Here is a 13,505-nt window from a genome sequence, read left to right as displayed (position 1 = left end):
CATAATGGCATCGTTATGGTTATCAGCTTGTACGCCTACCGTAAAGATAGAGCCACCTGACAAGCCAATTGTCATTAACTTAAATGTTAAAATTGAGCATGAAATTAGAATTAAAGTGGAAAAAGAACTCAATAATTTACTTGAGAATGACGAGTTATTTTAAGCAGAGGTTATCAAGATGAAATCTAGATTCGTTTTAGCCACTGCCGTATGCTTAACCAGTTTATTATGGTGTGCCACTGCTTGGGCAATGACATTGCAACAAGCCAAAACGGCCAGACTAGTAGGTGAGCAAACAAACGGTTATTTAGGTGTTGTCATTCAATCAAAAGAAACACAACAGCTCGTACTCACGGTTAATACCAAACGCAAACACTATTATCAACTCATCGCTGAGAGAAATAAAATTAGCCTAGATAAAATTGCCACTCTTGCGGCTCAAAAAGCGATTGAAGCAGCGGAACCTGGGCATATGATCCAAACGCCACAAGGGCAATGGCTAAAAAAATAACCACGAGAGTTGCCTCTACGTGGTTATGTCTATGTCTATGTCTATGTCTATGTCTAACAAACCATTACATGGTCGCCATAACCCAATAATCTAAGCGCTTCTGTGGGTCTGTGACAATCGATTTGCAAGAGTCTTTGTATTTTGACATCAATGCGCCTAAGTTATTCGACCCAGCTAATTTATCAATTTGCTTTTGTTTAGCAGCAACAACATCTTTTTCAACTTGCTCTGGGGCACGGTACTTACCCGCTATCGCCACGGCATCAATTGCAGAGGTTTTTAAACGATCACCCACCGCTTTCATTTGTGGGGCATTCATCGCAGCAATCGCTTCCGAGCTAATTTGATAATACGCTGCACATTCAAGTAGTTCATCAGTGAATGCTTTTTCTGCAGCATCTTCTGCGTGTGCAGTTACACTCATGCATATAGCCGACACAGTAAAAACCCACATAGCAGATTTGTTCATGGTTGTTTCCCTTCGTTTTTAGAAATTTGGAGATAAAGTTAACGATTGATAATGCGCTAAGCGAGATGTTAAAAATTGTTCAACTTGAGGCCATTCGGTTTCAATAATCGAAAACACCACAGTGTCACGAATAGTCCCGTCAGCTTGAATTTTATGATTGCGTATAATGCCATCTTGCTTAGCACCCAACCGTGCGATAGCGTTTCGAGAGGCATGATTATGCCAATGCGTCCTAAATTCGACCGCGATAGCATCTAAGGTATTAAATGCATAGCGGAGTAATAATAACTTGGACTCAGTATTAATAGCACTACGTTGATAAGATTTAGCGTACCAAGTGTAGCCTATTTCGAGTCTACGATTAGGTTGGTCCCAGTGGCAAATTCGAGTACAACCAATAATATTGCCAGAGACTTTATCACGCACCGCAAACGCGACCGCTTCGCCTTTGTTTTCACAAGCTAAAGCGTGCTCGACATACTCTTTCATACCATCGGCATTAGGAATTTGCGTAAACCATAATGTCCACAAATCGCCATCACTGGCAGCCACAGTTAATCCAGGAACGTGATCGAAAGACAGTGGCTCTAGGATAACATGTTCGCCCATTAAGCAATCTTGTCTATTAATCCAGCTCAAATTAACGCTCCTTATAGTAAAAGGTTACATTACCTTAACTGCATATAGATTTACAGCCAGCAACTACAATGTTTTTATCTATCGCGTAAAAACATTGTTTTGCTGTTGCTACAACCAATCACTAAAGACGGATCCCTTGCCAACGGTAAAATTAAAAACCGTGATTCGCGTTACTCACCCTAAACCAGCCGGCAATACTATTACGGGTTTTTGTGGTCGGCCTGACTTCATGCGGAAAGCGTTCACTTAAAAACAATACCAAGGTACCAATGTTAGGATTAACGACTTCTAAAGGTGCATCAAACTCATCATAAATGATCAATTCGCCACCATCGCTGTGTTGCCAATCTGGATTCAAGAAAAATACTGTCGATAAAATACGATTTTGGCTGCCATGCAACGCATCAACATGTTTTTTATAAAAAGCACCAGGCTCATAAACAGCATAGTGACTTTCAAAGTCAAACAGCCCCATAAACAAACGACGATTTAACCCGTCTTTCAATTGGCTCATAATCGATAAATATTCACGGTCAATATGATCTTGATTGTCTAACCAGCTAATTTTATCCGAGCGAATTTCAGTATTGATTTGTTGTTCAATCCCTCGACCAATGGCGGCTTTTTTAAAATCAATATCTTGCTGAGCTTGCACTTTTTCAAGCAAGGCTAAACTTACATAATCAGGAATGATATCAGATAAAAGGATATACCCTTTATCGACTAACGCATCTGCGATCACATCCAGCATTGCTTCACTTACTTGCGAAACCATATATGCCACATCCAACAGAAAGACTACGCTTTTTACTTTACTCAAGGGCACAGAAAGGAAATTAAGGGCCTGATTTTCGAGGGGGCGTCATTACAAAGTATGATTGCCATACCTTGATTATTTTCGGCGATTTTATAGAATAAAACCGCCATGAACAACATTTATTAAAATCATTAAAATTCATAAACTTAAACCAAGCTAACACACAGTACCAGGTAAACCTAATGGTTAAATTTGGCTGTGTGTTAATACGGCCTCGGTTGAATCATCGCTATGACTATCATCAAGCTTTTGTGCTTCACACGCTGCAACATGACTTTGTTGCATTTTTAAGGCGAGATATAAATCTGAGCGAATAGTAATACCTTCTAAGCCCGACACCATATCTGTTTGTTCAAACCAGCTAATTAACTGCCGCTTACGCCCTGCCAACACTAAACTGACACCACGCTTTCTTAATAACACATCGATGTCGGTCAGCATTGCCATTACGCTTAGATCTAAATGAGTAAAGCAGGGTACCGCGTCAATAATCACACATTCGACCGTTTCAAGTTGGTTCTGCCGAGCAAAGCGTTCCAGTAAACGGCGTTTAAAGTAGGTGGCATTAAAATAGGTTAGCGGAGAATTGAACCGATAAATAAACACGCCAGGTACCGATGAGGCTTTGTCGCTGCTATCTAAGCTGCGAATAATGCCTTTTGCATCCAGCCCCAACACTTGATCCGTCGGTCGCATAACCGTACGAAGAAACTGAAACAATCCTAATAACACTGCAAGGGTGATCCCAGGGATCACGCCAATAAAAAGTACTGCGAGGAAAGTGGTTAAAGCTAAATAAAAGGCTTGGCGATCACGTAAACGTAAGCCCCAAATCGCTTTTAAGTCGATAAGGTGCACAGACGCTATCACTAATACTACCCCGAGCGCTGCGCTGGGAATAAACTCTAACGGCGCGGTTAAAAACACCGCCACTACGGCGATTAACACTGCAGCAATTACCGATACTAACTGAGTTTTGCCGCCGTTAGCATCGTTCACCGCAGTACGAGAATCGGCACCACTCACGGCAAAACCTTGCGATAATGCAGAAGCAATATTGGCTAAGCCTAAGGCTTTAAACTCTTTGTCGGCATCAATGTCGTAACCATTTTTAGCAGCAAAACTGCGTGCGGTCAGCATCATACTCACAAAACTGACCATGGCTAAGTTGAGTGCCGGCATCACTAATTCACGCGCAATACCTATGTTAAACACAGGAGCTTGAAATGATGGCAAACCACCTGCCACGCTACCAATAACCGCCACATCATAATCGGTTAAATGAAAAGCCCACACCAATGCACCACCTACTGCAATTGCAAACATTGATGCTGGCCATGTCGGTTTTAACCGCTTCATCACAAAATAAACAACCACAGTGAGAATGGCCATCATCAATGTCGGTATGTGAGTTTGTGATAAATAACTTGGCGCACCGCCTAGGCGTTCAAGCAAGTATTTTTCATCAAAGGTAAAACCGAATATTTTTGAGAATTGCCCCACAATAATGGTAATAGCGACACCGTTAAGCAGCCCCATCAGAATGGGTTTGGATAAGAAATCGGCTAACACGCCTAATTTAAATCGACTTGCAATCAAGCACCAAAACCCTGTCATCACGGTCATGGTCATCACTAATTGCCAATGTTTTAGGCTATCGCCGGCCGCTAGAGGGGTCACAACGGCGGCAATTACCGCACATGTTGCAGCATCAGGGCCAACGATTAGTTGTCTTGAGGTGCCAAATAAGGCGTAGATGAGCATCGGCAACACGCATGAATACAAACCTACAGCTGCATTCACGCCCGTTAACTGCGCATACGCAATTGCCACGGGTAAAGCGACTGCAGCAACAGATAAACCAGCACGAACATCATCTTTAAGCCAGCTTCGCTCGTAACGAGAAAAGGTTTCTAAACCAGGCATAAATCCATATAACCGACTCAGTAACACAACAACCTCAATAATAATAAAGCAGGTTGTTATCATAGTTTTATTTCAAATTAATTACGACATATTCACCAACGATAAATAAAATTTCATCCAATAAAAAACGCCAAGCGAGTTAGACTTGGCGTTTTGAGTTACTAATTTGTGGCTAATATAAAATAGCCATAATGATACAGAAGTAGCGATATCGTTACTGTAAACGTAATTGATATACCACAGTGGTGCCGCTGACTTCATTACCAATTAACAATAATGGCAATCCGGTAGGGCTGTATTGACTAGCAATAAACTTCATCCCCTCAGGACCTAAATCACCCGCTAAAGAGGCATCACCTTCTACTTCGCCGGTGTCGGTATCAATGGCAAAGTCGGCATCAAAATTACGATTACGAACATAATCGACAAACGATACGGCAAAAGGGTTAGTAATGTCGTAGATCATAAAACCACCGGTGCGTTCTAAACCAATAAAGGCATAAGTATGTGAACCTATTTGGCCAATAGCTAATGCCTCTGGCTCCGGGCCTTTGTCGTCGCTGCGGCTATCACCTTTGTTTTCATCGTTGTTGTTATTGAAGTTCATCGCTAATAACGCCGCGGTAATACGCTCGAAATCACTACCACTGTCAAAAACTTGTTGCCCCTCTGCAGTCCAAATCGAAAATGAACGGCCACCGTAAGCGACTATTTTATCCATTAAGCCATCATTATTCTCATCGCCCATACTCGTGGTGACTTTTAAGCGCCCAAGTTGGGTTTTATCTTGTGCGGCAGCAAACTGCGGATGGTTAGGATCTAAATTCAAATCTTCAGCTCGAGCTTCTTCAGAAAAACCGTCATAGTCGCGGGCATCACCTTCGTTGGCCGTTACGATAAAATCAGTATTATTCCATCGATAACTAGCAATAGTATCAGGCTGATACATACCATAAACACCTTCGTAAGCTTGTAAATTTATGGCATCGTCTTTGTCACTGGCATCAATTTTATTAGCGTCTAAACCAAAATCTTTAAGCCCTAATGCAATAATACGCTTTACCGTTGCTGTTGCTATATCAATCACAGCAATAGCATTGTTTTCTTGTAAACTGACATACGCAAATTGACTGTCAGCTGACACTGAAATGTACTCAGGTTCTAAATCTTGCGCCACACTCGCGCCAGGACCATTAATTTTAATCAATGGATTAAGCTCTGAATTACGCGTACCACCAATATTAAAATCTTTAAAATCAATGACAGTTGCCGTGGTTGCTGGCACACCACCCACAATGGCAATTAACGCAACAGAACCTTCAGGGTCAACATCATAAGCGCTATTAGGCTCACCTTCATCGGCAACTAACAACACACTACCGTCAGGGCTAAAAGTGACATTATCAGGTAATGCACCCACCTCAACAAACGACAAATAAACGGGTAATGCGCTTTCAGATAATCGATAGAACGCCACTATACCATTACCTTGAGTAGCGTTACCTAACCCATCGCCTCGCTCAACGGCTGCCGCTAACAAATTACCCGAGACACTGACACTGTTCACGGCGCCCAGTAAGGTTAACCCGGTATCGACGCTAATATTCAATTCGGTCTTTTTGGCAATATTATTTAAACTGTAGCCTGCTTCATCTTGAACGGCTGTTTGAGTTAATGTCGATAAATCGAGTACATCTACTTTGCCACTTTGAGCATTCACCACAAATGCGCTCTGACTCAACGGATGATAATCGACAATTTCTGCAGCACTTAAGCCATAAACACCAGACTGATAACGCCCCACTAAATCAACTGCCAAAGTATTTTGGGTAACATTACAAATCGTTTGAGTTTGGTTGCTATCAACCTCACTCATCTCTAATACACCGTTACTATTAGTGTCTAATCCAGTGTCAATTTGCTGACCACCAAACGTGCACTGAGCATGACCTACAACAAGAGGGGTTACACTAACCAAAGCAGATAAACCATTATTACCACTGGCTCCATCTACGCCACTATCACCCTTTGAGCCCATTTGGCCGTCATCGCCATCGCATGCTGTTAGTAGCATGGTGGTCATTATTGCAGACACTAGCAGTGCCGTTTTTCCTTGAACAAAGCGCATCATAAACTCAAGTTCCGAATAGAGGTTGGTAATCTAAAGCGAATAATCTAATCAAAAACAATGAAGCTTTAATGACAATAATGTTGCATTTATGTGCCATCAATAAAAATCAATATAATGAAAATGTAAGCACAATCTGTACATATTATTCATTACAAAATCAGCCGCAGTAAATGTCTAATATCGTGGTAAACTAGTGTTGATTAAATTAGCATCGTCTGCAACACCTAAAGCACATGAGGTTCACGTGGTATCGCCATCAAAATTCGACTCGTCTCCAGTCTCTGCGGGTATTCCCCACTTAGCGATGCTAATCCCTATGCTTGCCGCTATTGTCGCCATTACGCCTTTAGCCATAGACATGTACTTACCGGCAATGTCCATGCTGGCATTAGGTTTTGAGACCGACATCACCACAGTACAACAGTCACTCAGTATTTATCTTGCAGGTTATGCCTTAGGCATGCTGATTTTTGGCCCCCTTGCCGATAAAATTGGTCGTCGACCACTGGTGATTTTTGGGTTGTTAGGTTTCACCATTATCAGTTTGTTAATTGCACTTAGTACCAGTATTGAACAGTTTTTAATATTGCGTTTTGCACAAGCTCTCATTGGCGCAGCTGCCACGGTTGTGGTACCGGGTTATATTAAAGAGATCTATGGCGACAACACCGCCAAAGGTATGTCTTATGTAAGTCTTATCATGATGTTAGCACCATTACTCGCCCCTACTTTGGGCAGTTTAATTATGGAGCTCGGGGATTGGCATCTTATCTTTTTAAGCCAAAGTTGTTATGCCATCACATTATTGGTATTAGTATTATTTAAACTAAAAATGCCCAGCGATAAGGACTTAGGCGGTCGCAGCCAAAAATCATTTTTAGGCGGTTACTACACAGTCTTTGCTCGCAATGGCGTTAAACTGAATTTATCCAGCGGTGTATTAACGTCATTTGCTTTCTTTTGTTACTTAACCGCTTCGCCATTTATTTACATGGAAGTGTTTAATTTAGATAAATCGCTGTTTGCGATTTTATTTAGCACCAATGTGGGAGCCTTGATGCTCGCCAATATTGTTAACTCTAGAGTGGTAACCCGATTCGGCTCAAAACGGATGTTACACGTAGCAACATTCTTCGGCGTCATTGCCGCAACCGGCCTACTAGCGGTTAATTTACTTGATTTAAGTTATCATTTTACCGTGTTAATGCTTATCCCTTTAATGGGTTCGCTCGGGGTCATGTCGGTCAATGCAGACGCCATTGTATTAATGAAGTTCAAGCAAGAAACCGGCACCGCAACTGCCGTCATTGGTACGCTAAGATTTGGTTTTGGTGCAGTAGCGGGGCCACTGTTGGCGTACTTTTATGATGGTACTGCCGTGCCCTTTTCAGCGCTGATGCTTGGCGCAATATTGCTAGTCGGATTATGTCAGTTTTTTCAAAGTACCTTACCTAAAACTGAATAACGCAAAATATTTCTGAAATAACATTATGCAGAGGCCACTATTTTAGTGGTCTTTTTATTGCCTTATTATTGGTGATAGACACTATCAATCCCCTTTCGTCGAGCAAATAGCAGCACTTAAACATTAAACTCATCACAACAACCAAAAAATAGTTCACAAACATGAAATGATTTCAACCTTGAAAAATAATTAACTAAAGGGGTTGCAGTAAAAATAAATTTACATAAGATGGAGGCTAGTTACTTGTTCAGTAACAATGAAACCAGCCATTGAATATTGCGACAGCAATTTCAATCTTCGAGTTTGGATTATCCTTCAAACTTATTTTTTAAAACGATTACCGTCGTTGTATACAAGATACTGTTTACCATACGGTAACTTAACAAGGATTCATTTCATGGAAAAGCTTTCTGGCGCGAGTATGATCGTGCGCTCATTAATAGATGAAGGTGTCAGCCATATCTTCGGTTATCCCGGTGGTTCGGTATTAGACATCTATGATTCTCTGCATAAAATATCTGGTATTGAACACATCCTAGTTCGTCATGAACAAGCCGCTGTGCACATGGCTGATGGTTATGCCCGTGCAACTGGCAAAGTTGGCGTCGTGTTAGTCACTTCAGGCCCTGGTGCTACCAATGCTATTACTGGTATTGCCACTGCTTACATGGATTCAATCCCACTGGTTGTGTTGTCTGGTCAAGTGCCGAGTAATTTGATTGGTAATGATGCCTTCCAAGAATGCGACATGATTGGTATTTCTCGCCCAATCGTTAAGCACAGTTTTTTAATAACAGATGCAAAAGACATTCCAGAAACGGTTAAAAAAGCCTTTTTCATTGCCGCTACCGGTCGCCCTGGCCCTGTGGTCATTGATTTGCCTAAAGACTGTTTAAGCCCAGATATACTGCATGATTATGTTTATCCGGACAGCGTTAAAATGCGTTCGTATAACCCCACTACATCGGGTCATAAAGGACAAATTCGTCGCGGTTTGCAAGCCCTGTTAGCGGCTAAAAAACCGGTATTATATGTCGGTGGTGGCGCGATTATTTCGGGTTGTGATGCACAAATACTTGCCCTTGCCGAACGTTTAAACATCCCTGTCGTGAGTACTTTGATGGGCTTAGGCGCGTTTCCTGGCACCCATAAGCAGAGTTTAGGCATGCTAGGAATGCATGGTTTATACGAAGCGAATATGGCAATGCACAACACCGATTTAATCTTTGGTATTGGGGTCCGTTTTGACGACCGCACCACCAACAATGTTGAAAAATATTGTCCTAACGCCACCATTTTACACATCGATATTGATCCATCTTCTATCTCTAAAACGGTTCGGGTCGATATTCCAATTGTTGGCTCTGCCGACAATATTTTAGACGGCATGTTAGATCTACTTGATGAATCCAAGGACACCAATGATGCTACTGCTATGGCAGCATGGTGGAGTGACATTGAAATTTGGCGTTCACGAAAGAGCTTAGAGTTCGATCGCACTACAGATAGAATCAAACCACAGCAAGTTATTGAAACATTGTACAAACTCACCAATGGTGACGCTTATGTGGCGTCGGATGTCGGCCAACATCAAATGTTTGCCGCGTTATATTATCCGTTCGATAAACCACGCCGTTGGATTAACTCAGGTGGATTAGGCACCATGGGCTTTGGTTTGCCTGCGGCAATGGGCGTTAAAATGGCGTTCCCTGAAGCGACTGTAGTGTGCGTTACGGGTGATGGTTCTATCCAAATGAATATTCAGGAGCTTTCAACGGCACTGCAATATGATACTCCGGTTAAAATTATCAACTTAAACAACCGCTTCCTTGGCATGGTGAAACAGTGGCAGGACATGATTTATTCAGGTCGTCATTCCCATTCTTATATGGATTCTGTGCCTAACTTTGCCAAAATTGCTGAAGCCTATGGCCATGTGGGAATGAACATTAATCATCCAGATGAATTAGAATCTAAGCTGGCTGAAGCGTTGGCGATGAAAGACAAGTTAGTGTTTGTTGATATCAGCGTAGACGAGACTGAACATGTGTACCCAATGCTGATTCGCGGCGGCGCGATGAACGAAATGTGGCTAAGCAAAACGGAGAAAAGCTAATGCGTCGTATTATTTCTGTATTACTTGAAAACCAACCAGGCGCTTTGTCACGAGTGGTGGGATTATTTTCTCAACGCGGTTACAACATAGAAAGCTTAACCGTTGCGCCGACTGAAGATGTGACCTTGTCACGCTTAAATATTACCGTGATTGCTGATGCCAATATTCTTGAGCAAATTGAAAAACAATTGCATAAGCTTATCGATATTTTGAAAGTGGCTAACATTACCGAGTCGGCCTATATTGAACGTGAAATTGCCTTAGTTAAAGTGAAAGCTCAAGGCGATCAACGCGAAGAAGTCAAACGCACTGCTGATATTTTTCGTGGCCAAATCGTTGATGTTACCGCCAATATTTATACGATCCAAATGGTCGGAACCAGCGATAAAATTGATGCGTTTATCCATGCGATCACCGATATGACCAAAGTGATTGAAATATCGCGTTCTGGTGTGGTTGGTTTAGCCCGAGGTGAAAAATCAATGAGAGCCTAATTACAGGTTGTCTGACACAAAAAAGCAGAGTCCTATTGGGCTCTGCTTTTTTATTGCAATTAAGACAAGTGGCCATAAATAGCTAACTCACACTGTATCGCGGTTTTGTATCGATTGGTTTAGCTTCAACAATATAGCGATATTCGGCATTGCCACTCAGTTGGTCAAACGGATAACAGGTTATCAAGGTTAAATGACTTTCTGCTGTGGGAGCCAGCACATCTAAGTCGGTTTCATGCACCACATGCGTGGTAGTAATTTGATATAACACTCGCTCACCTGCAGTGCTATAAAGCTCAATCATGTCGCCAACCTTAACGTATTGTAAACGCATAAAATGACTGTCTCGATGGCCGGCAATTATCATATTGCCCTGCTCACCCAACGCCGCCCCCGCTAACATTAATCCAGGGCCAAAGGCTAAATTACGCCCAGAGGCCCCCGCTAATACGTACAAGTCACTGCCTAAAGGTTGCAAGCTATCATTGTGTTGTTGCAACACACGCATCTTAGCTACCGGATGAGTGTCTGCCCAAGACCAGGGTTTATGTGGTTGGCTATCTGCCAAGGTTTTTTCAAAAGCCCGTTCAATTAAAAACTGGGCAAAATGGGCTTTAGCTTGCATATAACCTCCCTGTAATAATAATGCACATCCCAGTACGCTTAGAAGCACAATCACAATCCAATGCTTGGTCGGTGATATTGTTCGCTGCATATTTCCGCTCCTGTTTAATCATGTGATTCAATCACTAACAATTGGCCTGGTAAGCGCTGCCTTAACCATAAATAGTGCAACAATCCTAAGCCAAGCAAACTAAAACCAATTAATAACCATAATCGACTAGCGGTACCGGTTTGTGGCAATACTTGCGACGACTGCGATGCATTTAATCCATGGGGCATATGCGGCTGTAACTGCACATCTATAGGGCTATCAATTAATGGGTTAACCGGTGTCACATCCACCGCAACTAAACTGGTTTGACTGGTCACTAAGTGATACAACAAGCCTAATGCTTCAACTTGCTTATTGACGCGGTCGCGGCTGGCATTGTCTTTATAAAGCTCAAGTGATGTTATTTGCGCATTTGCCCATAACAAATCAATCCCCTTAGCTGCTTGATTTTCTTCAAAATCAAGTTGTTGTTGCCAATATTGACCATTAATATTGCCAGACACTATGATGGGCTGTTGTTGGTGTGACGCCGATTTAATACTTACCCAAAGGGGTTCATTTTGGTATAAATCGCTAATGGTGGTCGGCCAATAATCCGGGACACTGCCATCAAGATAATACAAGCCAATATTGGTCAGCACGGGTTGCTCAATTTTATTAAGTAATTGTTCAATTTTTTGCTGCACTTCAGACTCATTGCCAATATAGGTAAATGTTCCTCGACCCATTGTTGCCGCTCGGCGCATAAAATCGGAATTCGGTGCAGAGCCAATTCCGACCGTGAATAATCGGCTGTCACCCAATTGATCATTAATAAGCTGATACAACTCATGTTCGTTGCCAACGGCACCGTCGGTCATAAAAATCACTTGGCGTAACATTTCGCTGTGAGCATCGGTTTGATCTGAATCTTGCTGTACGCTGTCCACCAGCGCAGTTTGTAATGCACTGCGCATTTCGGTGCCGCCATCAGCATCTAGTGACTGAATAAATCGGTTTGCTTTACCAATATTACGGCTATTAGCAGACAATGGCGTGGCAGATAACATTGTTACGTCACTATTAAATTCAATAATATTAAAGCTGTCGATGTCACGCAGTCCCGCTAGTGCGAACTGTAATGCTTGCTTGGCTTGAGTAATAGACTGGCCAGACATAGAACCAGACGTATCGATAACTAAAATCAGTTCTCTGGCAATAAGGTGTTGCTCGCTCACTTCCACACTCGGCGGCATTAACATCAAGAGCGAGTACATATTGTTATCAACCGGATTTGGTTGTCTTTGTGCTGTCTGTTCATGTCCAACGCTATTGTTTATCACATGGGTTTTACCGGTTTGATAAAACGTCGCGGCTTGTGGTAATGCCCCTACGTTAGCCTGCCATTGCAGCACAAAATCACGGTCAGCAATTTGCTTGCCGTCAAAGTTAACACTGTAATGATTACCGGCAATAGACTGTTTAATCGGATGATAAAGACTGTTTAATGAGGTTAGTTCAAAACCGGCATCAATGTTCACCTGCATCTTCACATTTAGTTCAGGTATTACTTGTTTAACAGATGTCGCCGTATTAGCGCTCGATGGCATGGCCAATGGCGGCTGCTCGGTAGTGCGATCTGCTTGCGGGTTATAACGCGGTGTTATCGCTAATGGAAAACGTAAACTAAACAGCCCATCACGATACTCAACCTTTTGTTGATAACTAATTTCTACCACGAGTTGCTCGTGTGGCCCTAAATTGGCCACATCTGAGGTAAACAAATTGCGTCGTTGTTGCTGTAACAAACTCGCTTGTTTACCTTGTTTCTTGGCAGTTTCAAAAGTCTGTAATGCTTGTTTTTTAGGTTGTATTTGTCCTGCTATGACTTTGTCGCCAATGCGTAACTGCATGCTATCGACCGCTGCAGTTTCAGGTAACGGAAATAGGTATCGCCCATTCACCCATTGATCAGAATCATTGATAAACACTTGCTTAACGGTGACCCGATTGAGTAATCCCGACACATCCATGCTCACTTGTGTATCTAGCGCAAAAGCTTGTATCACTTGATTTTGTTGAAAGTACTCTAATGTTCCTTGAGTGATATCGTCTTCTTGATACCCAGACGGTGATGCAAATGCCGTTGTAATACTGGCATAAATGACAAACAACAAACCAAAACACAGCGATTTACAAACAGGTTTAATAGACAAATGTGAGATTAACAACAACGGGCGCATACTCGCTCCTCACCCATTTAGGCTACAACATCAATGTTT

General features: G+C 42.3%; 12 protein-coding genes. 5 read left to right on the top strand and 7 right to left on the bottom strand.

Features of this window, described 5'->3' with window-relative positions:
- Positions 1-4 precede the first annotated feature (4 nt).
- A complete protein-coding gene (locus CXF88_RS14795) occupies positions 5-163 on the top strand; it encodes a YnbE family lipoprotein (protein ID WP_081430160.1) in 159 nt (52 codons plus the stop codon).
- Between the two features lie 15 nt (positions 164-178).
- Positions 179-511: a YdbL family protein gene (locus CXF88_RS14790; protein ID WP_101087536.1), complete on the top strand. Its 333-nt coding sequence runs from the start codon at positions 179-181 to the stop codon at positions 509-511.
- A 64-nt stretch (positions 512-575) separates the two neighbouring features.
- On the opposite strand, the gene CXF88_RS14785 is transcribed toward CXF88_RS14790, so the two are convergent.
- The 5 genes from CXF88_RS14785 to CXF88_RS14765 form a co-directional block, all read right to left on the bottom strand.
- The gene (locus tag CXF88_RS14785; RefSeq protein WP_242445178.1) at positions 576-965 is read right to left on the bottom strand and encodes a hypothetical protein; all 390 of its coding nucleotides are present in this window, start codon (positions 963-965) and stop codon (positions 576-578) included.
- Between the two features lie 33 nt (positions 966-998).
- Positions 999-1,589, bottom strand: coding sequence for a GNAT family N-acetyltransferase (locus CXF88_RS14780; RefSeq protein ID WP_101087652.1), 591 nt, complete (start codon positions 1,587-1,589; stop codon positions 999-1,001).
- A gap of 181 nt (positions 1,590-1,770) precedes the next feature.
- A complete protein-coding gene (locus tag CXF88_RS14775; RefSeq protein ID WP_101087534.1) occupies positions 1,771-2,394 on the bottom strand; it encodes a 2OG-Fe(II) oxygenase in 624 nt (207 codons plus the stop codon).
- 228 nt (positions 2,395-2,622) lie between these two features.
- Positions 2,623-4,362 (bottom strand): SulP family inorganic anion transporter, encoded by a 1,740-nt coding sequence (locus CXF88_RS14770; protein ID WP_101087651.1) that lies wholly within the window; start codon positions 4,360-4,362, stop codon positions 2,623-2,625.
- 214 nt (positions 4,363-4,576) lie between these two features.
- Positions 4,577-6,493, bottom strand: coding sequence for a choice-of-anchor I family protein (locus CXF88_RS14765; RefSeq protein ID WP_242445175.1), 1,917 nt, complete (start codon positions 6,491-6,493; stop codon positions 4,577-4,579).
- Between the two features lie 304 nt (positions 6,494-6,797).
- Between CXF88_RS14765 and CXF88_RS14760 the strand changes: the two genes are divergently transcribed.
- The 3 genes from CXF88_RS14760 to ilvN all read left to right on the top strand — a co-directional run bounded on the left by CXF88_RS14760 (position 6,798) and on the right by ilvN (position 10,568).
- Positions 6,798-7,958 (top strand): multidrug effflux MFS transporter, encoded by a 1,161-nt coding sequence (locus CXF88_RS14760; protein WP_101087649.1) that lies wholly within the window; start codon positions 6,798-6,800, stop codon positions 7,956-7,958.
- Positions 7,959-8,355: 397 nt separating this feature from the next.
- Positions 8,356-10,074 carry an acetolactate synthase 3 large subunit gene (locus CXF88_RS14755; RefSeq protein ID WP_101087533.1) on the top strand — a complete coding sequence of 573 codons (1,719 nt, stop codon included), beginning with the start codon at positions 8,356-8,358 and terminating at the stop codon, positions 10,072-10,074.
- Positions 10,074-10,568 (top strand): acetolactate synthase small subunit, encoded by a 495-nt coding sequence (gene ilvN, locus CXF88_RS14750; RefSeq protein WP_101087532.1) that lies wholly within the window; start codon positions 10,074-10,076, stop codon positions 10,566-10,568. The genes CXF88_RS14755 and ilvN overlap by 1 nt, the downstream gene beginning before the upstream one ends.
- Positions 10,569-10,650: 82 nt before the next feature.
- Here ilvN and CXF88_RS14745 read toward each other — a convergent pair whose 3' ends face one another.
- Both CXF88_RS14745 and CXF88_RS14740 read right to left on the bottom strand, forming a co-directional pair.
- The gene (locus CXF88_RS14745) at positions 10,651-11,283 is read right to left on the bottom strand and encodes a class GN sortase (protein ID WP_101087531.1); all 633 of its coding nucleotides are present in this window, start codon (positions 11,281-11,283) and stop codon (positions 10,651-10,653) included.
- A 14-nt stretch (positions 11,284-11,297) separates the two neighbouring features.
- Positions 11,298-13,466 carry a marine proteobacterial sortase target protein gene (locus CXF88_RS14740; protein ID WP_101087530.1) on the bottom strand — a complete coding sequence of 723 codons (2,169 nt, stop codon included), beginning with the start codon at positions 13,464-13,466 and terminating at the stop codon, positions 11,298-11,300.
- Between the last annotated feature and the right edge of the window lie 39 nt (positions 13,467-13,505).

The organism is Shewanella sp. ALD9 (genome assembly GCF_002836315.1).
Classification (GTDB): Bacteria; Pseudomonadota; Gammaproteobacteria; order Enterobacterales; family Shewanellaceae; genus Shewanella.
The sequence above is the reverse complement of the archived record's forward strand: the minus strand, read 5'-3'. Positions and strand labels throughout refer to the sequence as shown.

Coding starts and splice junctions, on each gene's coding strand:
- ilvN (WP_101087532.1), top strand. CDS start 10,074: ATGCGTCGTATTATTTCTGTATTACTTGAAAACCAACCAGGCGCTTTG.
- CXF88_RS14770 (WP_101087651.1), bottom strand. CDS start 4,362: ATGCCTGGTTTAGAAACCTTTTCTCGTTACGAGCGAAGCTGGCTTAAA.
- CXF88_RS14775 (WP_101087534.1), bottom strand. CDS start 2,394: ATGGTTTCGCAAGTAAGTGAAGCAATGCTGGATGTGATCGCAGATGCG.
- CXF88_RS14755 (WP_101087533.1), top strand. CDS start 8,356: ATGGAAAAGCTTTCTGGCGCGAGTATGATCGTGCGCTCATTAATAGAT.
- CXF88_RS14795 (WP_081430160.1), top strand. CDS start 5: ATGGCATCGTTATGGTTATCAGCTTGTACGCCTACCGTAAAGATAGAG.
- CXF88_RS14740 (WP_101087530.1), bottom strand. CDS start 13,466: ATGCGCCCGTTGTTGTTAATCTCACATTTGTCTATTAAACCTGTTTGT.
- CXF88_RS14745 (WP_101087531.1), bottom strand. CDS start 11,283: ATGCAGCGAACAATATCACCGACCAAGCATTGGATTGTGATTGTGCTT.
- CXF88_RS14760 (WP_101087649.1), top strand. CDS start 6,798: ATGCTAATCCCTATGCTTGCCGCTATTGTCGCCATTACGCCTTTAGCC.
- CXF88_RS14780 (WP_101087652.1), bottom strand. CDS start 1,589: ATGGGCGAACATGTTATCCTAGAGCCACTGTCTTTCGATCACGTTCCT.
- CXF88_RS14785 (WP_242445178.1), bottom strand. CDS start 965: ATGTGGGTTTTTACTGTGTCGGCTATATGCATGAGTGTAACTGCACAC.
- CXF88_RS14765 (WP_242445175.1), bottom strand. CDS start 6,493: ATGATGCGCTTTGTTCAAGGAAAAACGGCACTGCTAGTGTCTGCAATA.
- CXF88_RS14790 (WP_101087536.1), top strand. CDS start 179: ATGAAATCTAGATTCGTTTTAGCCACTGCCGTATGCTTAACCAGTTTA.